Source organism: Paenibacillus sp. FSL L8-0333 (genome assembly GCF_037965665.1).
GTDB lineage: Bacteria > Bacillota > Bacilli > Paenibacillales > Paenibacillaceae > Paenibacillus_AQ > Paenibacillus_AQ odorifer.
Genome location: NZ_CP150186.1, coordinates 1,686,138 through 1,710,630 on the forward strand (window position 1 = coordinate 1,686,138; position 24,493 = coordinate 1,710,630).

Sequence of the window (24,493 nt, forward strand, 5' to 3'; positions counted from 1 at the left end):
CTTTTTCTCTCCTAAAGGAAAGATAAGTTATAAATTAGACACGATTCAGATGTTTCGAAAGGGTCATAAAGGTCGTATAAAGTAAGTATACAATTTATCGGTAAGGAGATTTTTACAATGACTAAGGATTCAATCGAGCATTTGGCTGAAATTGTGAAAGTGAACCGAGCTAACCGCATACTTCTTCCAGATGGTACCTCTCTGCCTAGAATAGGACAGGGAACTTGGAATATGGGTGATGATGTTTCCCGTAGAGAGGAAGAAATTGCTGCTCTTAGATTAGGCGTGGAACTAGGCATGGATTTGATAGATACGGCTGAGATGTATGGGGAAGGAAACTCAGAGCTTTTAGTAGGTGACGCTATTAAAGGAATTCGGGATGACGTTTTCCTGGTGTCCAAAGTATACCCACATAATGCCGGCAACGAGAATCTTATTCGCAGCTGTGAAGAAAGCTTGCAACGACTGAATACGGATCATCTGGATCTCTATTTACTGCACTGGCGGGGAGATATTCCGCTTGAAGTGACTGTGGAAGGCATGGAGAAACTGGTCTCTCAAGGTAAAATAGCAAGATGGGGTGTATCGAACCTTGATGTTGACGATATGAAAGAGCTGCTTAGTATAGCTGGGGGAACTCACTGTGCTATGAATCAGGTGCTGTATCATTTAGGGTCGAGAGGCATTGAAGCTGAATTGCTGCCATGGCAGAAAAGTCACCGCATGCCCGTAATGGCGTACTCTCCGCTTGCACAAGCAGGCGCGCTCCGCAAAGGGGTTATTGAGAGTGAGGCGGTTCAGGAAATTGCCCGTGTTCATAACGCAACACCACTGCAAATAATGTTAGCTTGGACGATCCGCGAGGAGGACATTATTACGATTCCGAAAGCTTCTTCACGTGAGCATGTAATTGAGAATGCTGCTGCAGGTTTAATTACGCTGAGTGAAGAAGAAAGATGGAAGCTGGATGAGGCTTTCCCGATACCTTCGTGGAAAGTGCCACTGGATATGAGTTGATATAGCTGTCTGAGAATGGTCAAGGAGCTCGCCGTGAGGCGGGCTTTTTTTATATGGGACGGGGGATAGGGGAGTATCTATAGGACACAGATGATCTTAAACGCAGAAATATGCCACTTTTGGAGGAGTATCGGACACCATAGTCGCTATTAGCATGAATGACACCAATTATGAGCCCATTTCTATGGAATAGCGTCATCTGGGTCCGGAAGCAACATTGGGGGCGTAAATAGTAAACAACATGGGTGCGTTAGCAAGCAACTTGGGGGACATAAACAATAAACAACGTGTCGCCGTAAGCAAGCAACTTGGGAGCGTAAACAATAAACAACGTGGGTTCGTAAGCATCATGGGTCCGTCGTAGTACCTATAGCGGGATCAGCGGGCAATGGGGTTCATAAGCATAAGCACAATTGTTTTTTAGAAGTAATATCGGGGTTTGTAAACACCACTGGGGCGCAAGTGACACAGGTCCGTAAGCCACGACCCCAAAAAAGAGCAGCAATCCTTCAAAAAGGATTGCTGCTCTTTTAAAAATAAGAACCTAGCTGTTCTCGATAATCGTTTGCAGTGTAGTGCGGTCGAGGCCTTCTACGAGTTTAACTAACAGCTCTTTAGCAGCTTCGTAGTCATCGCTATGAATAACTGATGAAGCGGTATGAATGTAGCGGGAGCATATTCCGATGACTGCGGAAGGAACGCCGATTCCACTTACATGAACCTGACCTGCATCTGTTCCACCTTGGGAGACAAAATACTGGTATTTGATCTTGTGAGTATCCGCTGTGTCTTGTACATATTCGATCAGGCCGCGATGTGTAACCATCGTTGGATCAAAAATGCGCAGGAGAGCGCCTTTACCCAAATGGCCAAAGGCTTGGCTATCACCGGTCATATCAGCAGCAGCGCTCGCATCCAAGCCAAAGAAGATGTCTGGGGACAGAAGATTAGCGGCTGTACGTGCTCCACGAAGTCCAACTTCCTCTTGTACGGTAGCTCCAGCATAAACAGTATTAGGCAGCTTTTTGCCGTGTAATGATTTAACCAGCTCAATGGCGAGACCTACGCCGTAACGGTTATCCCACGCTTTAGCCATGATTTTTTTAGGGTTGGCAAGCGGGGTGAACGGACAGATTGGCAGTACTTGTTGACCTGGTCTGACGCCAAAGCTTTCTGCCTCTTCACGGCTGTCTGCACCGATATCAATATACATTTTGCTGATTTCGCCCGTCTTGCCGCGTTCTTCAGCGCTTAGTAGATGGATAGGGGTGCTGCCAACAACACCAGTCAATGTGCCTTTTGGTGTAATGATTTGGAGACGCTGGGAAGCAACAGCAGAAGCAAGCCAGCCGCCTAGCGGTTGAAAACGAATCATCCCGGTGTTAGTAATTCCGGTGACCATAAAGCCCACTTCGTCAAAATGTCCAGCGACCATAATTTTTGGCCCGTTTTCCTCACCGCGCAATACGCCGAACAGACTTCCGAGACGATCCTGCACGAACTCTTCGGTATAAGGTGTCATAGCATCCTTGACGTAAGCGCGGAGTTCGCGCTCAAAGCCCGGGGCTGCAGGGAATTCGGTAAGTGTTTTGAATAGATCCAATGTTTCTTGATTCATTTGAAATCACTCCTTTATTAAAATATAAGGACGTATAAGCTTTGCGTTATACATCATCCTTATAGTTCTACGAGAAACGGTTGCCATCCAAAATGGACGACAACGTTATTTCTTCCTGCCACTTAGTATGAACATTGTGAGCTCACTTGTCCATGCTAAAGAGACAAATGAACACCCGGTGAACGCTCCGCGAATACAATGCAATAGGGGCTCTGGTGGCAGGAGCTTTAGAAAGGATGCGAAGGAAATGAGGGTAGCAGGTAGTGTACCCAAAAGAAGGGTGCAGGGAGGATACTCCAAAAGAAACCTAAAGGTTAGCGGAGCGCGCAGACGTTACTGGCGCCACAACTCTCTGGAAAAGGAAGCGGTGCTTATTCTTGTGCTGTTCCTGCTGCTGATAGTTGTGTTACTGTATTTTTCCTGAATTGGAGGGACATAACGAAGCGGGGTATGGCAAACAATAAGGAAAACTTCTAAGCGAAGAAACAACTTGAGGGGCTCAAAGTGAGTACTACTATGATGCTTGTCAGCCCCCTTCGCCTAACTTTCAGGAGGTGCTCTCAATGCCGGCGAAAACGAAAAAATCGGGTGTCAAGCTGAAGCTTGATACCCTGACCCCGCAAGATTACGAGAAATTGTCCAAGCCCTTTGTACCCGCTAGGCCCGTATTCAAAAACTGTGTGCGAGCATTTCTTGCTGGCGGCCTAATCTGTGTAATTGGACAAGGGATTCAGGAGGCTTATATGGCCATATTCGATATGACCTCCAAAGAAGCTGCAAGTCCAACTGTAGCGACGATGATTCTACTCTCTGTAATTCTGACCAGCTTTGGCGTTTATGACAAAATGGCCCAATGGGCCGGTGCAGGAACTGCGGTTCCGGTTACTGGTTTTGCGAACAGTATGTGTTCAGCAGCTCTGGAACACCGTGCGGAAGGACTTGTGCTCGGTGTGGGTGGCAATATGTTCAAGCTGGCGGGTTCAGTCATCGTATTTGGTGCTGTCGCTGCTTTCATAATTGGTATCGTCTATCTCTTTTTAGGCGTAGGTGGAGGTGCACATACATGAAACAGCTTGGCAGTCAGACTTGGGAGTTCACGAGCCGTCCCGTTATTTTAGGCTCTTCCGCTGTAGTGGGGCCTGAAGAGGGAGAGGGTCCATTAACGTCAGATTTTGATTTTATATTTGACTCCCTGGAAATGGGAGAAAAAACATGGGAAAAGGCCGAGCGGGCTCTTTTCGAAAAAGCTTCCCTACTGGCACTGATTAATGCAAACCTCGATAAGGAGAAGCTGGAGTTTTTTGTTGGCGGAGATTTGATGAACCAGATTATCAGCAGCTCCTTCGCGGCAAGAAAATTAGGTGTGCCTTATCTTGGAGTCTTTGGTGCTTGCTCCACTTCCATGGAGAGCCTGGCGATTGCCTCTATGATCGTTGATTCCGGAGGGAGCAAATACGTGCTCGCGGGAACATCCAGCCATAACTGTACGGTGGAAAAGCAATTCCGTTATCCTACCGAATACGGTTCACAGAAGCCGCCAACAGCGCAATATACGGTCACAGGCTCGGGCTGTGCTGTAGTAGGTCAGAATGATGGGACTGGCAACAATCCGGTAGTGGTCTCGGCTACCCTTGGACGAATAATGGATCTCGGTTTGACAGATCCTTTTAATATGGGAACAGCGATGGCACCGGCGGCAGCGGATACGATTACTGCGCATTTTCGGGATACCGGACTATCCCCCGGGCATTATGACTTAATTGTAACAGGCGATCTTGCATCTGTAGGCTTGCCCATTGCGAAAACCTTATTAGCTAAAGAAGGGATTCCAATGGAGCAAACAACCTTTGATGATTGCGGTTTGCTTATCTACGATTTGGAGAAACAGAAGTATGTGATCGCCGGAGGAAGTGGTTGTGGATGTTCCGCGGTAGTGACTTATGGTCATATACTCAAGCGTATTAAAAAAGGTGAGCTTAAACGGGTGCTGATTGTGGCAACTGGAGCCTTATTATCCCCATTGTCATACCAGCAGGGAGAGAGCATTCCGTGTGTGGCTCATGCTGTTGCTATAGAAAGTGGAGGTGGAATTTAATGATGATTTACTTATGGGCTTTTCTGATCGGAGGAGCCATTTGCGTTATAGGCCAGCTGATGTTTGATGTATTGAAGCTGACACCTGCACATACGATGAGTACATTAGTTGTAGCCGGAGCGATTGCTGATGCTTTTGGCATCTACGATCCACTTGTGAAATTTGCGGGTGCAGGCGCAACCATTCCAATCACAAGCTTCGGTAACTCTTTGGTCCATGGGGCATTGACAGAGCTGGAACGGGATGGCTGGATCGGTGTAGTTACAGGGATTTTTGATATCACGAGCGCAGGGATTTCGTCAGCGATTGTGTTCTCTTTCCTGGCTGCATTGGTTGTCCGGCCTAAAGGATAATGGGATTCTAGCGCTTTAGATTAGAACCTGCGGGACATTGTGTCCTGCGGGTTTTTGGTTTGTTTACACTTCGTAAGCTTCAACAATGTACTTTGGGTCCCCTAATCATGTAAAATATAAATATTACTGCTTATTCTGACCTAGGAGGATCATATATGCCCGTTCGTCAAGAATCAATGCACATCATGAATGCTGTCCGTAATAATCTAGAATCCTGCATACTTGGAAAATCATTTGAAATACAATTGCTGCTAACAGCGCTGCTTGCCGGTGGTCATGTTCTGATCGAGGATGTACCGGGAACAGGAAAGACCCAGCTTATTCGCGCACTTTCCAGATCAATGTCCGGGGAGTATCGCCGGATACAATGTAATCCGGATATTCTTCCGAGTGATATTACCGGTGTATCTGTGTATCATCCGAGGGACGAGATGTTTCATTTCCGCCCAGGTCCGGTGATGACGAATATCCTGCTGGCTGATGAAATTAACCGAGCCACGACAAAGACACAATCCGCCCTTCTGGAAGTGATGGAGGAACGTAATGTAACCGTAGATGGGGAGACCTATCCGCTTCCGCATCCATTTATGTTGTGCGCCACCCAGAATCCGATAGATTTTGAGGGAACCTACACGCTGCCGGAAGCTCAGTTGGATCGTTTTATGCTAAGAATTAGTCTTGGTTATCCTGATGCAGCAACCGAAAAAAATCTATTGTTGAGCCATCAAGAAGGTCAACCAGTGGACAGGCTTACAGCTGTCACTAGTATGGAGCAGATCGCTAGTATTCAAGAGGAGATTCGTGAGATTTATATGAGTGATCCTGTACTGAATTACTTGTTAGATATTGTACGCCAGACAAGAGAGCATCCGCTTGTATTGCTAGGTGCAAGTCCACGTGCTTCGTTATCGTTTATGCTGGCTTGTAAAGCTTATGCTTTCCTACAGGGAAGGGATTATGTTCTTCCGGATGACGTAAAGGTGCTTACTCCATTTGCCTTGGGTCATCGTATATTGCTGCGTCCAGAGTCGCGCCTAGATAATATTAGCGTAGATTCGCTGCTTCAAAAGCTTCTGCAGAGCATTCATGTGCCTGTTACGATGAGGCAATAATATGAGACGTTATTTGTCTACGGTGGCAGCTCACATTCAGCCTACCAAATTCGCCAGCATCCTTGTAATTTGGAGTATTACTCTCTTATATGTACTATTTCAGGGCGGCAAAACTGCATTTATGTTGTTTATTATGGTCTCTGTACTTATTGCATATCTGATTGCTGGAGGTTTAGGAGGCGTTCGGCGGGCTAAGGGTGTTCGCAGTTTTTATGCCGAACAGGATAAGGGAGATTTGCTCTCTGCCGGTGGGTATCTTCGTGTAGGTCTGAAGGTCACAATCCCGGGAATTTTGCCTTTACCTTATGTGGTTGTAAGGGAAGTTCTGAAACGGCATAATGGCGAATCATGGGTATTTGAGGAAAGCCTGATTCCCAGCCTCAGAGGGCATGGGGAACTGCGGTTTCAGACACCGGTTCTGGAACGGGGCACTTATACATTTTCAGATACGGATATCATCAGCCAAGATATTTTTGGCCTTGTCGAGCATAAAGGTACTTTTCTGGCTGAAGGACAGTTTCAGGTGTTGCCTCGTGCAATCTATGTTCCGCGCTGGCAGTTATATGAAAGAAAATCCCGTCTTTCTGGACCACAGACCTCTGTTGTTCAATCACGTCGTGAGACCACCCAAATTAACGGTGTACGCGACTACGTATACGGCGACCGCCTAACACGCATACATTGGAATGCAACGGCAAAGACAGGCTCGTGGAAGTCCAAAGAGTTCGAGCATGAGTCGATTCCCAAAACCATTCTAGTTCTGGACGGCTCTGCTTCTGCTTATATGAATTCGAATCAATTTGAACTCGCAGTCTCTGTAGCAGCTTCACTTCTTGGATTCGGTATTCGAGAGCGGATAGGGATCGGTCTTTGCTGCTTGGATAAGACCACGAAGGTATTTGCACCAGTTGAAGGTGCTGCTGAACGTCAGAAAATGATTCAATATTTGATCGATCTTAACGCCGAAGGGCATGGTCCACTCATTTCCCGTTTGGAAAAAGGATATCGTATGTTCCCTAAAGGCTCATACTTCGTGCTAATTAGTCCTCAAAGTGGCCAACCTGTACTGGATGCATTACGTTGGGCTGACAGCAGAGGGATGACTCCGTCTCACATTCATATAGGGAATTTATCAGAAACGAACAGCAGCACAGATTGGACAGACGTTCTAAGATCTCGGGGGATTACAGGCTACAGCATTAATTCACTGCAAGAGCTTCCCATAGTATTAGGAGGGGAAGTCTGATATGAAAAACTGGTGGAATCAGATGAAATTCTCCTGGCACCGTTCTTTAGGTCTATTGTGGCTTTTGATTATAGCCCACCAGTGGGTCTCTTATACGGAGCCTATCTGGTTAAGACAGACAACTGCTGTTGTGTGGGCTGCATTAATAACGATCACTGTTATTGAAATCATAATTCCTGTTAAAGTTCAAATAAGGCTCTTTATTGAAGCGGCAGCTATTATTTATATCGTTTATCGTATACTTATCAATTATGGTATATACGTCGCTGATCCTTGGGCAACAACCCTCCCGGACAGACTGCAGGATATTGCAGTTCATATGGTGCCCTATATCTGGTTTGCTCTCGGGGCCTCAGCCCTGCTGCTGTTGTCGTCTTGGTGGGCATCCTCAAAAAGACGTATTTTATGGTTTATAGGAATGAACATAGTGGCTTTTGCTGCCTTGGATTCCTTTACATCTATCGTTTTGTGGCAGGAAGTAGCCTGGACGGTATTTGCGGGGATGGGCTGGCTGGTCAGCCATCATCTGAGAAGCTTCCAGCTACATTATCCGCGTGGTTGGGTGCATCTGCTGAAATATCCCATGAAAATTGTCATTAATATTGCCATCGTCTTCTCTTTGGTCATCCTAATTGGAGTGAATATGCCTGGGGTAAGGCCTACCCTAACCGATCCTTATACCGCTTGGCAAGAATGGAATGGGATTGGGAAGTCTTCTGGGAAGGGCACAGTTGGGACCACGAAATCTGAGATGGGTTCTGTCTCCCCTACTAACAATACTTCGTCAGGTTACAGTCTGAATGATGATCAACTAGGCGGCGGCTTTACCTTCGATTATACACCGGTGATGACAGTGGTTTCTGATTTGCGTATTTATATGCGGGGAGAAACGCGCAGATTATATTCCGGAAGAGGCTGGGTCGATAGAGATCGGTTAAATCGGGGACCTCTAGAAGCGGTGGATGTAGGTGAATCTTTAGAGAGCAGTGTGGGTTCTAAAGTGAATACACGAACACTGAAACAAACAGTAACCGTGCTTAATAATAATGAATTTCCTGTGCTGTTTGGCACTTATTCAGTATCTTCGGTGGATTCTTTAAATGGGGAAAAAGCTGGAAATGGACTCTCCTGGAGAAGCCGGGACAGCGAGCTGATCTGGGATGTGGATGGGAAGAAACTCGCTTATCCGTCTACCTTTGAGGTGACGTCTGAGGTTCCTGTAATTCCTGTTCAAGAATTGACAACAAAGACGTATGAGGAGCTATATAAAGGGAACGATTTGGAGAAAATGTTTCTTCAACTGCCTAACGATTTTCCTAAAAGAGTCAGGGAGCTGGCTGAGGAAATCACGGCTGAAGGAAAAACGCCGTATGAAAAAACAGCGCTTTTGCAACAATACTTACAACAAACCTTTCCATATACCAATAATCCAGATATATCACGTGTCACAAGCAACGATTTTGTAGAAGGGTTTTTGTTTGAGTTAAAGGAAGGTTACTGTGATTATTATTCTACGGCACTGGTTACTATGGCGCGCTCTCTGAACATCCCTGCACGATGGGTTAAGGGGTACGCACCTGGGGAACAGCCAGAAATCCCAATGAATCCGGCACAACAGCAATCAGGCACAGTGAATAATAATTATACAATTACCAATGCGGATTCCCACTCTTGGGCTGAGGTTTACTTTGGTGATTATGGTTGGATTCCAGTTGAAGCTACACCTGGATTTAATATTCCGCTTTTAACTCAGAATGAGCAAACCCCTGAGGTCGAGTCAGAAGATCAAGAAGAACAGGCAGAACCTACACCAGCGCCTGTGAGTAACGCACAAGAAGATCAAGGGTTTCATGTAGGTCTTTGGGTTGTTGTGGCAGCTGTAGTGGTGTTGCTGTCCTGGACGATTTTTATAATTTGGCATAGACGCTTTAAGCTTCGCTTCTTCATGCAGCAGCTGCGCAATGGCCGGCCTTTAACGCCAGATCAGAAAGTAGTGGCGGAAACTGAGCGTTGGGTAAGGTATTTGCATCGCAAGGGAATGCTAAAAGAAGAGCACGAAACTTTGCGTGAAGCCGTAGATCGCTGGAGTGGAGAACGTCCGGCAGTGGCTGATCATCTATCCTCACTACTAGCAATGTTCGAAAAGGCGAAATATAGCCCTGAGGTTATTGAAGACAAAGACTGGCAGAGCGTGTATACTGAAGCTTTGTGGGTGCGGAGAAAAATGAGATCCAAGAAATAACACTTTGCGTGAAAGCATAGATACAGATTTATTTGCGATGCGCAAGGAGTATGTTATAGTTTTTTGTATGAAATCGAGGTGAACGTATTGTTTGAAATGTTAGTTCCCAAACTCCGGGTGAATACGGTATTCGATATTGCTCTGGACGAGCTGTATAGACAGGGATATCGCGGAATCATCACGGATCTGGATAACACACTGGTCGGTGCCAAAGCGCCTGTGGCTACTCCGGAGCTGTTGTTATGGTTCGAAAAGGTGAAGGAACTGGGCTTTAAGCTCATCATCGTATCTAACAATAACATGGAACGGGTGTCACGCTTTGCAACACCGCTTAATATTGAATTTGTGCACCAGGCTCGTAAACCGAGTAATGCTCCTTTTCTCAAAGCGATGAAGCAGATGGAGCTGCCACCTGAACAAACGATTGTGGTGGGAGATCAAATGCTTACAGATGTATACGGCGGCAATCGCCTTGGCCTGTATACTGTTTTGGTACTGCCAATCTCCGTCAAGGATGAGGGGTTCGGCACAAGGTTTAATCGCCGGGTAGAGCGGGTTGCTCTGACACGGCTTCGCAAAAAAGGATTGTGGCACGAGGAGGAAAAATAGTAATGAACGAACAAAGCGAAACACAGCGTCCTGAGAAGTGCAGCGGTTGCGGCATCAAGCTTCAGACGGAGCATAAGGATCAACCAGGATACCTTCCGGAGGTTGCACTTGAACGGGACCCGGTGATTTGCCAACGCTGTTTCCGGATTAAAAATTATAATGAGGCTTCATCTGTTTCGGTGAATCAGGATGAATTTCTTCGCCTGCTGAGTGGAGTAGGAGAGAAGAATGCGCTTGTTATTCATATTGTCGATATCTTCGATTTTGAAGGCAGTCTGATTTCCGGCCTGCAGCGCTTTGTTGGCAATAACCCTGTTATTCTTGCAGTGAATAAATGTGACTTGCTGCCGAAAGTTACAAACTGGAACAAGTTGCGTAACTGGATGCAGCAGCGCTGTAAAGAGGAAGGCTTGCGGACGGCTGAAATCGTACTTTGCAGTGCGAAACGCAATCAAGGTTTTGACCGTTTGCTGGAAGCCGTAACGGAGTTGCGCGGCCAACGTGACGTATATGTCGTGGGTGCTACCAATGTGGGCAAATCCACACTTATTAATCGTCTGATTTCGGACTATAGCGATTTGGAGCAGGAGTTAACGACTTCACGTTACCCTGGCACAACACTCGATACGGTCAAAATTCCATTGGATGATGGCCACTACATTATTGATACTCCAGGGATTGTGTATCCTTGGCGTTATAGTGAATTAGTAGAGCGTCAGGATCTGGATGCAGTTATGCCTGCCAATCCTTTGAAGCCAACAGTCTATCAGTTGAACGAAGGACAGACTCTTTTCTTCGGTGGACTGGGACGTTTTGATTTCGTACAAGGCCCGCATCAATCCTTCACTTGCTTTATTAGTGGTACTTTAAAAATCCATCGCACGAAGCTGGAACGCGCAGATTCCCTCTATCAGGATCATCGCGGTGAAATGCTGTCTCCACCGGGAAGTGACCGGATGGACAAGCTGCCACCTTGGCAGCGGCATGAGTTCCGGATTAATCGGGGCAGCCGAACCGATCTGTACATTTCGGGTCTGGGCTGGATTAAGGTTAATGGAACTGAAGGTGCAGTTGTGGCCATTCACGTTCCGCGTGGTGTGAAGGTGCTTACCCGCCCTTCGATGATTTAACGAGGGAGGATAATCTATTGTCTACAACAGCAGTCGAAGGCTACAATAGCGGTAATATTCTACTCGGTGTAATGGGAGATCCTATTATACAATCCAAATCTCCAATTATGCATGAAGCAGCACTGCAAGCGCTGGGAATTCCGGGTGCTTATGTACCGCTTCATATCCTCCCGGAGAAGCTGGGCGATGCGGTGCAAGCGATCCGTACGCTTGGTTTCCGAGGAGTGAATGTGACGATTCCGCATAAGGTTGCGGTGATGGAGTATTTGGATGTATTAGATGAGAGTGCAGTAGCCGTTGGTGCAGTCAATACGATTGTTAATGATAACGGAGTGCTCACCGGATATAATACGGATGGAATCGGTTATGTGCGTTCGCTCAAAGCGGAAGCTATTTCTGATTTGTCTGGTGCGAAGATTATGGTTATCGGGGCCGGTGGAGCAGCAAGAGGAATTGTTGCCGCACTACTTCAAGAGAAACCTTCTTCAATCATTATTGCTAATCGCAGCGCTGACAAGGCAGAGGACTTGGCGACACTTTGCCGGAGCAAAGGTAATGTCATCGGGATTAGCATGAACGAAGTAGCAGAAATGCTAAGTGGTGTAGACGTGCTGATCAATACTACCTCCGTAGGTATGTATCCTCATATGGATGAGACACCGATAGATCCTGAACTGCTTCGTGAAGGAATGGTCGTAAGCGATCTGATTTATAATCCGCTGCGCACGCGGCTATTGTTGGAAGGACTCGAACGGGGCTGCACGATTCATGGAGGCCTTGGTATGTTTGTCTATCAGGGAGCTTATGCTCTGGAGTATTGGACAGGGCAGCCTGCTCCTACAGAAATCATGCGGCAGACCATTCTGGATTGTTTGGGTGGAAATGAGTAAGAAATGGATTCATTAAGTTAGGGTAATAATAGGTAATAATATATGTTAATTAAGGAGTTATTCATTTATGTTAACTGGTAAACAAACACGGTATCTTCGTTCATTGGCGCACCATCTCGATCCTATTTTTCAAGTGGGCAAAGGTGGAGTAAACGATCACCTCGTACGCCATATTGAAGAAGCTATTGAGAAGCGCGAGCTTATGAAGATTAGTATACTGAGCAATAATATTGAGAATCCCAAGGAAATCGGTGCTGCTCTGGCTGAACAATCGGGTTCTGAGCTTGTGCAAGTGATCGGTAAGACTGTCGTTCTATACAAAGAATCACGTGATAACAAAACCATTGAGCTGCCGCGTTAATAGCTGTAAGTATACCTTACCGAGGAGGTCGTCCTCTTGAAAGTTGGAATTATGGGAGGTACCTTTGATCCTCTTCATATCGGTCATATGATGGCAGCGGAAGCCGCAAGAGATACTTATGGTCTGCAAGAGGTATGGTTTATGCCTTCACATATCCCGCCTCATAAACATGAGGCAGGTGTATCTGGAGAAGACCGGCTAGCAATGGTGCAGGAAGCGGTGAAGAATCACGAAGCTTTTTGCACATTAGATTGGGAAGTTGTCAGAGGTGGCGTCTCCTATACCTATGAGACCATAAGACGTCTGCAAGAGGAGTATCCGCATTTCGATCTTTATTTCATCATTGGAGCGGATATGGTCCAGTATTTGCCGAAATGGAACGAGATTGAAGAACTGGTGCAGCGGCTTACATTTATTGGTGTGGGTCGTCCGGGAACACCTCTTGATCTAGATGCATTGCCAGACTTTATAGCAAAAAAGGTATTGCTTGCAGATATGCCACTGGTTGATATTTCGTCAACGATGTTAAGAGAACGGGCGGCAGCAGGTAAATCTATTCGTTATATGGTTCCAGAGGCAGTGTTCGATTATGTTCAAAGGAGTGGATTGTATGGCATACGGCCGCGAAGCGCTGATTGAGGCGGTCTCCACACAGATGCCTGATAAGCGCTGGAAGCATACACTCGGCGTGATGGAGACATCTATTCAACTGGCGAAGCAATATGGTGCTGACCCTGAACGTGCAGAGACAGCAGCGATTCTGCATGATGTGGCCAAGTATTGGCCGGTTGAGCGAATGAAGGAGATCATTGAACAAAATCATTTGAATTTGGATCTTCTGGTGTATGACAAGCAGATGTGGCATTCGGAAGTAGGCGCCTTTGTAGCTGAGAAAGACTATGGGATTACGGATCCTGATATTATCAATGCGATTCGTTTCCATACCTCAGGCCGTGAAGACATGAGTTTACTTGAAAAAATCGTCTGCCTAGCTGACTACATCGAGCCTGGGCGTGATTTTCCCGGGGTTGATAAGATACGCGAGAAGGCACAAGTAAGTTTGGAAGAAGGATTAGTCGCTGGGTTCGATTCTACGATTAGTTTGTTACTGGAGAAACGCCGGGTGATTTTCCCCTTAACGGTACTGGCGCGTAATGATTTAGTTAGAATATTGGAGGATAAAATATGAGTGTACAACCAAGCAAGCTGTTAGAACTGGCCCTTAAGGCTGTTGAAGATAAAAAAGCAATGAACGTCGTGGCACTAGATCTACGTAATGTTTCACCAATCAGTGATTACTTTATCGTATGTCACGGTAACTCGGATATTCAGGTACAGGCGATCGCTACCGAAGTCCGTAAAGTAGTTCATGAAGCAGGCGGAATCATCAAAGGGATTGAAGGCATGGATTCAGCACGCTGGGTGCTGATGGATCTTGGCGATGTTATCGTTCATATATTCCACCGCGATGAGCGTGAATATTACAATATCGAGCGTCTGTGGTCCGATGCCAAGGTTGTGGAGACTGTATGAGCCTGATTGCAGGAACTACGGTTACACTTCATGTAGAGCGGGAAGTTTCCCCATACGGATTCTTTTTAAATGCTGGAGACCAAGATGTTATGCTGCATTATACGGAGCTGACAGAGAAGGTAAAAGCCGGTGATAAAGTTGAAGTTTTCATTTTCTTTGATACCGAGGACCGTCTTGCGGCAACGATGAAAAAACCATTTCTGACGCTGGGCGAGATGGCGTTATTGGAAGTGGCTGATATTCATCCGCGTCTGGGCTGCTTTTTGGAAATGGGCCTTGGACGCCAGCTGCTGCTGCCTATTCGTGAGCTTCCAGAACTTCCAGAGCTGCGTCCGCAGGTTGGAGACTATGTGTTTGCGATCATGGAGCATGATAAACAGGGGCGTCTGCGTGCCAAGCTGGCCGGAGAACAGGAGCTTGCTCCACTAGCTCTGCCTGCACCTGAATCTTGGATGGGACAGACTGTAACAGCCCGAGTGTATAAGCCGCTGCAAATGGGTACTTTTGTACTTGTGGATGCGGGTGTTCTAGGCTTTGGGATTATCGGTATGGTCCATTCATCTGAGCGGAGCCGTCTGCTGCGTCTTGGTGAGCAGTTTGAAGCACGTGTCTCTCATATCCGTGAGGATGGACGTGTTAACCTTTCTATGGGTCTCCGTAAAGAAGTGGGGATGGATGTAGATTCTGCCGCACTTTTGGAGTTCTTAAATGCTCGTCCAGGTGGAGCGATGCCTTATTCGGATGCTACGCCGCCAGATATTATCAAACAACGGTTCGGAATCAGTAAATCCGCCTTCAAGCGTGCACTTGGGAAGCTGATGAAGGAAGGCCATATTACTCAAAAAGAGAATTGGACTTATCTTGTTGCTAAGGATAATGAAGAAGGAACAACCGAAGGGCAAGAAGAAACGACGGATTAAGCTTACGATTCAATAGACGTAATTTATAAAATGTTGTTATAGAAAGCGGTGTAATTGTGTCTTCCTATGGGAAATTTGCTTATGTATACGATGAGCTTATGGCAGATATGCCGTATCCAGATTGGATATCCTTTGCTGAAGCCGCATGGAGTAAATACGGCAAGCCGTTAACTGTAGCCGAGCTTGGCTGTGGTACAGGGAGTATTACAATTCCTTTGGCGGGTTCAGGATATCATATGACCGGAATCGATTTATCTTCTGACATGCTCTCAGTGGCACAGCGCAAAATGGAGGAGCATCCCCAGGGACGGCGCTTTTTGCGTGAAGGCAGTGTTCGTTGGATTAGACAAAACATGAAGGAATGGGAGCTTCCGGAGCTGGTGGATTCTGTGATTTCCTTTTGTGATTGTCTGAATTATGTGTTGGAAGAGGATGACATCAGCGCTGTTTTTGCCAGTACCTATGCAGGGTTAAAGCAAGGCGGAACCTTTCTGTTCGATGTGCATCATCCAAACACACTAATTCGTTATGAAGAAGAACAGCCCTTTATTCTGGACGAGCCATCTGTGTCTTATATTTGGACTTGTGAGATGGATGTTCCACGCCGCGAAATTGAACATCATCTGTCCATTTTTGCCCGTGAAGACGGACACAGCGATCGCTATCGCCGATTCGAAGAGACCCATATTCAGCGTGCCTACGATCCTAACTGGATGAAGGAAGAGCTGCTTAAGGCTGGGTTTAGTGATGTGAAGATCTATGCCGATTTCGAGTGGGTAGAGGCAGAAGATGATGCTGAACGATTATTTTATGTAGCTATAAAATAAATATTCAAAATGCTAAGAGGGGCTGTCCCATAAGCTATGAAAATAGCTGCTGGGACAGCCCCTTTTTTGACCTTAGCTGATTGCTGGCGGAAGCGAGTGGAATACTGCTGTTGGAAGCACCTAGGTTGACGCTGCCGGAAACAAGTGTGTTTCCGCTATCGAATGCTCATGCATTACCGCTGACGTGAGCGTGTGGGTTCTCGCTCTCGAAAGCTCATATATTGCCGCTTTGCGGAAGCGTGTAAGTTCTCGCTCTCGAATGCTCATGCATCGCCCTTTTCGGATGCGTGTAGGTTTTCACTATCCAACACACATACATGCACAACTACCATCAGATATACGTATTAGTAGTAGCTATCGGACACAGCGGACCTTATACGCAGCATTTGCTAATATTTTGGGTGCTATCGGACTCCATTGCAGCTATTGGCTTGAAAAACGTCCAATATTGGTCATTTTCCAAGGGATAGCGTCACTGGAGTCCGAAAACATGCTCCAAGGGCTAAAAATATGCAAATAACGTCATTTGGGTCCGTGAGCCACGTGAGATACATGTGAGATGATGGAGACAAGGTTGGAGTAACCAGCCAGCGACCCAAACATAAACAGCGATTCTCCGATATCAGGAGAATCGCTGTTTTTATGACTTCATTCGTTGGAGCAGCTTGTAATTGCGCCAACATAATAAATACAAAATAAACCGGGCAGTGTTCATACCACCCGGCATCTTCCAATCCTTACCGATGCTCAAACAGATCAATGGCACCCAATACGACATGAGCCAGACCAAATCCAAGTACGCCTGTTGCTGCCATCTTATACTTGCTTCCAAGAAAAGCGGCGCTAGAAGCGGTTACGACGGTTCCAAGAACAGCGGGAATTAGACCTTCACGCATTCGAAACACTCCTTCTCGGTGGTTTGGGAGACAAAGTTATTATGGTTCAATATCGAAAAAATATACGAAGCTCAAAAAGACCCTAAATCAGCGTTAGCTGAATTTAGGGTCTTTTTATTTAGATTAGGGTTGGTTACTCTGCTATTATAACAGCGTTACGAGGGAGGCCCTCTCCAACTTCATGTACATCATACAACACACGTGCCAGTAGGTCCTGGCTATAATTGCCGAAATGTTTTCCGTAAATCGTGAGTCCACGTTTGTTTGTAGGCTTGTCGGTTACTGCGATACGGAATGTGAGTTCACTTTTGTAATCCAATTGAATATCATCAAGGGTCACATCAGAAATCCGACAGCCATCAATGAAGCTGCCTTCATTATTGATACGGATCAGCTTCAGCATGCCGTATTGGTTTAGGTGCGGAGGCCACCAATCGGGGTTAAACGTTCCCCGGGTATCTCCGAAATCGCCAGGGCTAGTCCAGAATCCGATTTCAATTCCATTTAAATAGAAATAAAGGTCGGACGGATAGTTATCGTTAGACCCAGGAGCTTCAGAGCCGATCTCCATCGAGAACTGAATTTCGCGGAACGTTTGGTTGGCTTTAAGGTAGTTTGGAATTCTATATTCGAGGAACCCTTCAGCCATCCAAATAATTTCGGATTCAATTCGCTGCGGATCTGCAAAATAACGCGGCTCGTCGAAATCCCCGATGATGCTATCTTTGGTAGCCAGTCCACAAGTTGGAACAGCCTGATAGTTGCTGTAATGACCTACTTGAATTTCTACTTCGTAAAGATTATCAACATCCTTGCTGCGAAGGTCAACAATAAGCTTGTCCTTATTTAAATAGCAGACCTTTTGAATACCGTGTTTGCCCACTGATGTGTTTATCTCAATGAGACCGCTTTCTTCTAACTTTTTAATATGCATGGTAATGGCGCCGTTGCTGAGGTTCAGTTTTTTGGCAATTTCATTCAGGTTCAAGGCTTGATTGGTGGCAAGGAGCTCTAAAATGAGGATTCTGATTTCTGAGCTTAGTGCCTTGAAAATTTCTAATCCACTCATTAAATCTTTAATATAGATCATTTTATCAATACCTTCTTCCGATTACGTCATAAATTATACTATTTTATAAAATTATAAACTAATAAGGCATATAAATAAAGTATACTTCCTTATTTTGTAGAATGGTCAAATATAAGAGGGATTTTTGGCATGATTTTCTTTTAATTTAGTAAAATTTAAACAAACAAAGGATTAAACTAAAGAAAAAGACGATTATTTCGCCATAATTCATTTATTTCGAGTTTAATTTCATATAAATATGAAAAGGTTTATAGAAATATATTTACAAGGCTTTTTATATATGTTATTTTATATTGTAAGCGAATACATATTTTTTCATTTTAAATTTAATATTTATTGCTGCTCAATCTGTTGCTATTTCTGAGGTGATAATTTAATGGTAAAAAAAACAACAGATCTTGTCTTTCCAAGTTCCCCAGGGAACATGCCAATGTATGATCTATCAGTGATTGATATTGAGTCTTTATGGACGCTTCACAACACACATGATCCAGGCATTATTAAAACAGATGAGGGTTACTATGTTTTTTCTACCGACATAAGAGTCGGAGGAGAATTACGACCAGGCGTAATGGTTCGAAAATCACAGGATCTTATCCATTGGGAATGGGTTCATTATGCGCTGCCGGGAATTCCCCGAGTTGCGAAGGAATGGGCAGGGGCTACTAATTTATGGGCACCAGATGTGGTGAAATACGGTGATCAGTATCGAATGTATTACTCGGCCTCATCTTTTGGAAGTAGACAATCGCTAATCGGACTTCAAACTTCATCTTCTATTGAGGGACCTTGGACCGATGAAGGTGTGGTGATTCAGACGCGTGCTGAAGATTCACTGAATGCGATTGATGCAAATGTGCTTACGGATGCAGATGGACGGATGTGGATGGTGTATGGTTCTTTTTTTGGTGGAATTCATATCATTGAGCTGAATGCGGAAACGGGCAAACCGAAGCAAGAAGGTTTTGGTACGCTGATCGCTAAACGGGATAACACCATTAAAGATGGAGCAGTTGAAGGACCGTACATAGTGTATAACGAGCAATTCAAAAAATACTATTTGTTCGTCTCCTATGACTCCCTGTTTGAGGATTATAACGTTCGTGTCGCTCGTGCAGATACTATTACCGGCCCATATGTGGATTATAACGGACGAGATATGAGTGATAGTGCGCATCAACCACGATATGAGGTCGGCAATAAAATACTGGGTGGCTATCGCTTTGGACAAGATCCAGGTTGGATTGCTCCCGGCCATAACTCAGTTCTTCATGAGGATGGCAGCTATTATATAGTTCATCATGCACGTGGTGAAATCGATAAACATTGGTCCTATCTACAGATTCGTCGAATTCTGTGGACAGAGGATGGCTGGCCTGTTGTATCTCCAGAACGGTATGCGGGTGAAGTGGAACAGGATATTCCAGAACAGCTAATCGCAGGACAGTGGGAATGGATTGTAATGGACCCCTCAGTGGATGGCCAGATTCAGTCTGCCCTCATAAGTCTATCCTCTGACTTTAAGCTGGAAGGTGCGAATGGAAAAGGAAGCTGGTCTTTTGATGGACGCAGAGTCCTGACCTTGGTCTGGAATGACGTTATCGAGGGTAAAGGCCGGATAGAGAAGGTGCAATTGCTTCCGTCATGGGATTGGGAGAAAGAAACTCAGACCCTTGTATTTACTGGATTAAATGAAAATGGAATTTCCATCTGGGGTAAGCAAAAGAATGGAGAAGAGAATAGATGACTACTATCAAGCTACATGCAGGTAAAGGAATTAATATGATTAGCAAGTATCTATATGGTCATTTTGCCGAGCATTTGGGCAGATGTATCTATGATGGGATCTATGTGGGGGAAGATTCGCCGATTCCGAACACCAAGGGCTTTCGCAACGACATCCTAGCAGCACTCAAAAAAGTTAATATTCCTGTCCTTCGTTGGCCGGGGGGCTGTTTTGCCGATGAGTATCATTGGAAGGATGGCGTCGGTCCAAAAGAAACCCGTAAGCGGATGGTGAATACGCACTGGGGCGGTGTCGTCGAGAATAATCATTTTGGGACGCATGAATTTTTTGAATTATGTGAGTTGCTGGATTGTGAACCATATATCTGCGGGAATGTTGGCAGTGGCACTGTTCAGGAGATGTCGGAGTGGGTTGAATATATGACCTTTGAAGGCGAATCACCGATGGCGGATTGGCGTCGTGAAAATGGGCGTGAAGAGCCGTGGAAGTTGAAGTATTTTGGTGTAGGTAATGAGAACTGGGGCTGCGGCGGCAATATGCGTCCAGAATATTATGCGGATTTGTACAGACGTTACCAGACATATGTGCGTAATTATGGTGAAAATCAGATCTATAGAATCGCTGGTGGCGCCAACGTTGATGATTATAATTGGACAGAAGTGCTAATGCGCGAAGCTGGACGGTTTATGGATGGTCTCAGTCTTCATTCGTATACGATTCCTGGAAGCTGGGAAGAGAAACGTTACGCTTTAGGTTTTGACGAAGCCGAATGGTTTGAGACTATGCAAAAAACCTTGCATATGGATGAACTGATTACCAAACATTCAGCGGTAATGGATAAATATGATCCGGATAAGCGGGTTGGAATGATTATAGATGAGTGGGGAACCTGGTTCTTAAATGAACCTGGTACGAATCCGGGGTTCCTGTATCAGCAGAATACACTCAGAGATGCATTGGTAGCAGGGGTAACGCTGAATATTTTCCAAAAGCATAGCAGTCGTGTGCAAATGGCGAATTTGGCTCAAGTGGTCAATGTACTGCAGGCTCTTATCCTGACGGAGGGCGACAAGATGATTCTAACGCCTACCTATCATGTATTTGAAATGTACAAAGAGCATCAGGATAATGAACTGCTTGAAGTAACTGTTGAGAGCCCTGATTATACGTTTGGGGAGCTAACAATTCCACAGATTAGCGTTTCTGCTTCTCGCGATACGAATGGCAATGTATATGTTTCTCTCTGTAACTTGAGCCATAATGACAGCGCATCGCTAAGTATTGGTATTGAAGAGGTTACCTTTAGCAAAGTGACAGGTCAGATCTTAACGCATTCCGTGCTGGGTGCGCACAATACGTTTGAGGCACCGGATACAGTTACTCCAGTAGCTTTTGAGGGTGCATCTTTATCGGGTGAAAAGCTGAGCTGCGAGCTTCCACCTGCTTCTGTAGTAGTCTTGACTCTGGAATAATATCATGTCAGAGAATCAAGAAAAAAACCGTCGCTGCAAAAGCTGTGATGAGAACATGAGAATAAGCCCAGAAAAACTGGAGCGTTTAATAGAAATAGCCACTAGAGAAAGACCCTTAGCGCCGGAGGAGCAATATTTGCAGCGTATTGAACATTGCCGAGATTGCTCTGGCCTGCAATTTGGTAGCACTTGCCGTTATTGTGGCTGCCTCGTAGAGGTGAGAACAAGATTACAGGACTCTACTTGCCCTTATCCCTCGGCACCTCGCTGGGATTGAATACTAAGTTTTTGAAAAGGACGTGAAAATCATCAAACAAAATTTGTTAGCTGCTACGCCCCCGATGGGCTGGAATAGTTGGGACTGTTACGGAGCCAGTGTAAATGAAGAAGAAGTAAGAGGCAACGCAGAATATATGGCTACCCATTTGAAGGACTTTGGTTGGGAATATGTAGTTGTGGATATTCAGTGGTATGAGCCTGGAGCGAATTCTTCGCAGTATCGCAACTTTGTACCGCTGGTTATGGATGAGTACTCCAGACTTCAACCTGCTGAGAACCGGTTTCCTTCCGCAGCGGGAGGCAAAGGGTTTGCGCCACTCGCTGAATATGTGCATGGATTGGGTTTGAAATTCGGCATACACATTATGCGCGGAATTCCGCGTCAGGCTGCTCATGCGGCCAGTGCCATACTAGGATCTGAGCAAACCGCACGCGATGTGGCTCACCCAAATTCTATTTGTCCATGGAATACGGACATGTATGGAGTAGATGCTTCAAAAGAAGGCAGTCAGGCGTATTATGACTCGCTGTTCCAGTTGTATGCCAGTTGGGGTGTGGATTATGTGAAAGTGGATGATATTGCCGCTTCTCGCATTTATGGATACCACAAAGAAGAAGTTGCTATGATCCGTAAGGCTATTGACCGCAGTGGTCGCGAGATGGTGCTCAGTCTTTCGCCTGGACCTGCTCCAGTGGAAGAGGCTGAACACTTAGCCGGACACGCTAACCTTTGGAGAATGACCGATGATTACTGGGATCATTGGCATTTGCTGCGCGGGATGTTTGAGCGCTGTGAGAAATGGGCTCCTTATGTGCAGCCGGGCCATTGGCCGGATTGTGACATGCTGCCGTTAGGTCATCTGGGCATTCGTTCTGTAGATGGCGGGGGAGACCGGTTCACGCGGTTTACTCATGACGAGCAGGTCACCATGATGACACTTTGGAGTATTTTCCGCTCCCCGTTAATGTTTGGAGGAGAACTTCGGGACAATGATGATTGGACATTATCTTTATTGACCAATAAGGAAGTGCTTCATCTGCATCGTTATGGTAAAGGCGGCAGACAGGTAGCGCTAAATGAGGAGCATGCGATCTGGACATCTGAGGATGAACAAGGAAACCATTATGTAGCTTTGTTTAATCTTAGCGATGAAACATTAACGCTTAAGGTATCATTCGAGCAGCTTAATGTTTCAATTCCTAATACTATACGTGATCTATGGCAGAGCCGCGATTTGGAAGTAGTTAACGAAGGTATTTCTCAAACTCTTCCACAGCATGGTTCTGTATTGTTAAAGTTTAAATAGAGGAGAGAGATTATGAATACGAGTGTAGAATATAAAAATCCATTGGTGGAGCAACGTGCTGATCCATGGGTATATAAACATACAGATGGTTATTACTACTTTATTGCTTCTGTTCCAGAATACGACCGGATCGAAGTGCGGAGAGCAACAACAATCGAGGGATTGGCTGCTGCAGAACCGGCTGTAGCTTGGCGTAAATATGAGACGGGTCCGCTTAGTGCAAACATTTGGGCACCAGAGCTCCATTATATTGACGGGAAATGGTACATTTATTTCGCAGCGGCGCGTACTACGGAGACGAAGGATGGATTATTCGATCACCGTATGTTTGCTCTTGAGAATGAATCTGCCAATCCTTTAGAAGGAACATGGGTAGAAAAAGGCCAGGTGAAAACCGCTTGGGAATCCTTCGCTTTGGATGCAACCACCTTCCAGCACAAAGGAAAATTGTATTATGTATGGGCACAGAAGGACCTGAATATTGAGGGGAATTCTAATCTGTATATTTCTGAAATGAGTAATCCATGGACGCTAACGGGTCCTCAGACGATGATTGCTACTCCTGAATATGACTGGGAAATTATTGGGTACAAGGTAAACGAAGGAGCTGCAGTGCTTAAACGTAACGGCCGTATCTTTATCAGCTTCTCGGCTAGCGCTACGGATTTCAATTACTGCATGGGACTTTTGGTTGCGGATGAAGACAGCGATCTGCTGGACGCCGCTTCATGGACCAAACTGCCGGAACCGGTATTCCAGACCCACGAAGAGAATGGACAATATGGTCCGGGTCATAACAGTTTTACTGTAAATGAAAATGGGGAAGATGTACTCATCTACCACTGCCGCAATTATAAAGAAATTACTGGCGATCCGTTGTATGATCCGAACCGTCATACTCGTGCTCAAGTCTTCCATTGGAATGAAGATGGTACGCCGAATTTTGGGGTTCCCGTTAAGGATGCTGCTAAACAATAATTCGTTGAGTATATAAAAAAGAGGGTTACTCATAAGCCATGTAGATGGCTGCTGAGTAACCCTCTTTCTTATGTTGCACCTTAAGGTATATATTGTTGAACGATCGAAGTAATTACGCCGTCCTGAATAGTGATGTGATACGGGAACTGGCTCAAGTCGATGACATCCGTATTATTAAATTGATCCATAAATTGCTGTAAGGTGATGGACTCATTCCAGTTGATATCCAAGTCTTCCATGTTGCCAGTGTGATCAAAAATTTGCAACGTCACTGTGGCGTTATCCGCTATCGGATAAGTTGTTAGAGTATCAACATCATTTACAATATAATAACTGTCTGGAGCTCCGCCGATTTCTGCTGCAGCTTCTGGATCTCTTTCAGCAAAGATTCGATCGGCATCAGCACCCTGATACCAGTTTATTTCATCGGTCGTACCGGAGAGCTTGCCATGGTCGGATTCAATAGTATGAAAGTAAACTGTTTGATGCTGGGTCTTGTCACTATCTTGCGCATCTACCCGTGTTCCAACGGTACTTGCAGAAGTAATGAGGGAAAGAAACAACAGAACAACAACCGGTAACACATACGCTGACTTTTTCTTAAACATTATTAATCTCCCCCTTGAGATATGTAAGACGTTGTATAAAACTTATTACCCGCTCCGTTTTTTCTTAAACGGGTTATATATTACTCTTTACGTGAAATGAGCAGTTTTTGTTGCATTTTTTTAAAAGTTTTTTTAAAAAGCAATGAGAAGTCACGAGTTCCCT

The 24,493-nt window shown here is 45.4% G+C and carries 26 protein-coding genes; 22 read left to right on the forward strand and 4 right to left on the reverse strand.

The genetic code is table 11. The annotated features are described in order from the left end of the window. The first annotated feature begins 117 nt into the window (after window positions 1-117). Complete coding sequence (locus NYE72_RS07390; RefSeq protein ID WP_038569459.1) at window positions 118-1,017, forward strand: aldo/keto reductase; 900 nt, start codon at window positions 118-120, stop codon at window positions 1,015-1,017. Between the two features lie 544 nt (window positions 1,018-1,561). On the opposite strand, the gene NYE72_RS07395 is transcribed toward NYE72_RS07390, so the two are convergent. Beyond that, the gene (locus NYE72_RS07395; RefSeq protein ID WP_038569461.1) at window positions 1,562-2,635 is read right to left on the reverse strand and encodes a M42 family metallopeptidase; all 1,074 of its coding nucleotides are present in this window, start codon (window positions 2,633-2,635) and stop codon (window positions 1,562-1,564) included. Window positions 2,636-2,882: 247 nt separating this feature from the next. Between NYE72_RS07395 and NYE72_RS07400 the strand changes: the two genes are divergently transcribed. The 16 genes from NYE72_RS07400 (at window position 2,883) to NYE72_RS07475 (ending at window position 15,953) form a co-directional block, all read left to right on the forward strand. Then, the gene (locus NYE72_RS07400; protein ID WP_155288103.1) at window positions 2,883-3,059 is read left to right on the forward strand and encodes a hypothetical protein; all 177 of its coding nucleotides are present in this window, start codon (window positions 2,883-2,885) and stop codon (window positions 3,057-3,059) included. 139 nt (window positions 3,060-3,198) lie between these two features. Beyond that, window positions 3,199-3,702, forward strand: a complete 504-nt coding sequence (gene spoVAC, locus NYE72_RS07405) for a stage V sporulation protein AC (RefSeq protein ID WP_036675716.1) — start codon at window positions 3,199-3,201, stop codon at window positions 3,700-3,702. Further along, window positions 3,699-4,730 (forward strand): stage V sporulation protein AD, encoded by a 1,032-nt coding sequence (gene spoVAD / locus NYE72_RS07410; protein WP_339211637.1) that lies wholly within the window; start codon window positions 3,699-3,701, stop codon window positions 4,728-4,730. Before spoVAC ends, spoVAD begins: the two co-directional genes overlap by 4 nt. 2 nt (window positions 4,731-4,732) lie before the next feature. Further along, entirely contained in the window at window positions 4,733-5,083 is a 351-nt protein-coding gene (gene spoVAE / locus NYE72_RS07415) for a stage V sporulation protein AE (protein ID WP_036675923.1), read from the forward strand. A gap of 155 nt (window positions 5,084-5,238) precedes the next feature. Beyond that, complete coding sequence (locus tag NYE72_RS07420; RefSeq protein WP_036675712.1) at window positions 5,239-6,195, forward strand: MoxR family ATPase; 957 nt, start codon at window positions 5,239-5,241, stop codon at window positions 6,193-6,195. 1 nt (window position 6,196) lies between these two features. Then, a complete protein-coding gene (locus NYE72_RS07425) occupies window positions 6,197-7,441 on the forward strand; it encodes a DUF58 domain-containing protein (protein WP_076317308.1) in 1,245 nt (414 codons plus the stop codon). A gap of 1 nt (window position 7,442) precedes the next feature. Beyond that, a complete protein-coding gene (locus NYE72_RS07430; RefSeq protein ID WP_339211639.1) occupies window positions 7,443-9,683 on the forward strand; it encodes a transglutaminase domain-containing protein in 2,241 nt (746 codons plus the stop codon). A gap of 87 nt (window positions 9,684-9,770) precedes the next feature. Continuing rightward, window positions 9,771-10,292, forward strand: coding sequence for a YqeG family HAD IIIA-type phosphatase (locus NYE72_RS07435; protein WP_076213420.1), 522 nt, complete (start codon window positions 9,771-9,773; stop codon window positions 10,290-10,292). A 2-nt stretch (window positions 10,293-10,294) separates the two neighbouring features. Beyond that, complete coding sequence (yqeH, locus tag NYE72_RS07440; protein WP_076104718.1) at window positions 10,295-11,422, forward strand: ribosome biogenesis GTPase YqeH; 1,128 nt, start codon at window positions 10,295-10,297, stop codon at window positions 11,420-11,422. Window positions 11,423-11,439: 17 nt separating this feature from the next. Further along, the gene (aroE, locus tag NYE72_RS07445) at window positions 11,440-12,312 is read left to right on the forward strand and encodes a shikimate dehydrogenase (protein ID WP_339211641.1); all 873 of its coding nucleotides are present in this window, start codon (window positions 11,440-11,442) and stop codon (window positions 12,310-12,312) included. Between the two features lie 67 nt (window positions 12,313-12,379). Continuing rightward, window positions 12,380-12,673, forward strand: a complete 294-nt coding sequence (gene yhbY / locus NYE72_RS07450) for a ribosome assembly RNA-binding protein YhbY (RefSeq protein ID WP_036675703.1) — start codon at window positions 12,380-12,382, stop codon at window positions 12,671-12,673. A gap of 36 nt (window positions 12,674-12,709) precedes the next feature. After that, window positions 12,710-13,312 carry a nicotinate-nucleotide adenylyltransferase gene (locus tag NYE72_RS07455; RefSeq protein WP_036675702.1) on the forward strand — a complete coding sequence of 201 codons (603 nt, stop codon included), beginning with the start codon at window positions 12,710-12,712 and terminating at the stop codon, window positions 13,310-13,312. After that, the gene (yqeK, locus tag NYE72_RS07460) at window positions 13,284-13,862 is read left to right on the forward strand and encodes a bis(5'-nucleosyl)-tetraphosphatase (symmetrical) YqeK (protein ID WP_076144513.1); all 579 of its coding nucleotides are present in this window, start codon (window positions 13,284-13,286) and stop codon (window positions 13,860-13,862) included. The genes NYE72_RS07455 and yqeK overlap by 29 nt, the downstream gene beginning before the upstream one ends. Beyond that, on the forward strand, window positions 13,859-14,206 hold the full coding sequence (gene rsfS / locus NYE72_RS07465; protein ID WP_076213395.1) for a ribosome silencing factor: 348 nt from the start codon (window positions 13,859-13,861) through the stop codon (window positions 14,204-14,206). The genes yqeK and rsfS overlap by 4 nt, the downstream gene beginning before the upstream one ends. After that, a complete protein-coding gene (locus tag NYE72_RS07470; protein WP_036675697.1) occupies window positions 14,203-15,126 on the forward strand; it encodes a S1-like domain-containing RNA-binding protein in 924 nt (307 codons plus the stop codon). The genes rsfS and NYE72_RS07470 overlap by 4 nt, the downstream gene beginning before the upstream one ends. Before the next feature lie 56 nt (window positions 15,127-15,182). Beyond that, complete coding sequence (locus NYE72_RS07475) at window positions 15,183-15,953, forward strand: class I SAM-dependent methyltransferase (RefSeq protein WP_038569469.1); 771 nt, start codon at window positions 15,183-15,185, stop codon at window positions 15,951-15,953. A 737-nt stretch (window positions 15,954-16,690) separates the two neighbouring features. On the opposite strand, the gene NYE72_RS07480 is transcribed toward NYE72_RS07475, so the two are convergent. Together NYE72_RS07480 and NYE72_RS07485 are read right to left on the reverse strand one after the other, a co-directional pair. Continuing rightward, window positions 16,691-16,849 carry a hypothetical protein gene (locus NYE72_RS07480; RefSeq protein ID WP_036675694.1) on the reverse strand — a complete coding sequence of 53 codons (159 nt, stop codon included), beginning with the start codon at window positions 16,847-16,849 and terminating at the stop codon, window positions 16,691-16,693. A 133-nt stretch (window positions 16,850-16,982) separates the two neighbouring features. Further along, a complete protein-coding gene (locus tag NYE72_RS07485) occupies window positions 16,983-17,939 on the reverse strand; it encodes a winged helix-turn-helix transcriptional regulator (RefSeq protein WP_036675692.1) in 957 nt (318 codons plus the stop codon). A gap of 376 nt (window positions 17,940-18,315) precedes the next feature. Here NYE72_RS07485 and NYE72_RS07490 point away from each other — a divergent pair, with 376 nt between their 5' ends. The 5 genes from NYE72_RS07490 to NYE72_RS07510 are packed head-to-tail and all read left to right on the forward strand — an operon-like array spanning window position 18,316 to window position 23,722. After that, window positions 18,316-19,686, forward strand: a complete 1,371-nt coding sequence (locus NYE72_RS07490; protein ID WP_094903237.1) for an arabinan endo-1,5-alpha-L-arabinosidase — start codon at window positions 18,316-18,318, stop codon at window positions 19,684-19,686. Beyond that, window positions 19,683-21,158: an alpha-N-arabinofuranosidase gene (locus NYE72_RS07495; protein WP_339211645.1), complete on the forward strand. Its 1,476-nt coding sequence runs from the start codon at window positions 19,683-19,685 to the stop codon at window positions 21,156-21,158. The genes NYE72_RS07490 and NYE72_RS07495 overlap by 4 nt, the downstream gene beginning before the upstream one ends. Window positions 21,159-21,162: 4 nt before the next feature. Continuing rightward, entirely contained in the window at window positions 21,163-21,435 is a 273-nt protein-coding gene (locus NYE72_RS07500) for a DUF6171 family protein (RefSeq protein ID WP_076101283.1), read from the forward strand. 31 nt (window positions 21,436-21,466) lie between these two features. Further along, window positions 21,467-22,744: a glycoside hydrolase family 27 protein gene (locus NYE72_RS07505; protein ID WP_076101288.1), complete on the forward strand. Its 1,278-nt coding sequence runs from the start codon at window positions 21,467-21,469 to the stop codon at window positions 22,742-22,744. A 12-nt stretch (window positions 22,745-22,756) separates the two neighbouring features. After that, window positions 22,757-23,722, forward strand: coding sequence for a family 43 glycosylhydrolase (locus NYE72_RS07510; RefSeq protein WP_036675689.1), 966 nt, complete (start codon window positions 22,757-22,759; stop codon window positions 23,720-23,722). Between the two features lie 80 nt (window positions 23,723-23,802). Here the strand turns inward: NYE72_RS07510 and NYE72_RS07515 are convergent, their stop codons facing one another. After that, complete coding sequence (locus NYE72_RS07515) at window positions 23,803-24,330, reverse strand: hypothetical protein (protein WP_036675687.1); 528 nt, start codon at window positions 24,328-24,330, stop codon at window positions 23,803-23,805. Window positions 24,331-24,493 lie beyond the last annotated feature (163 nt).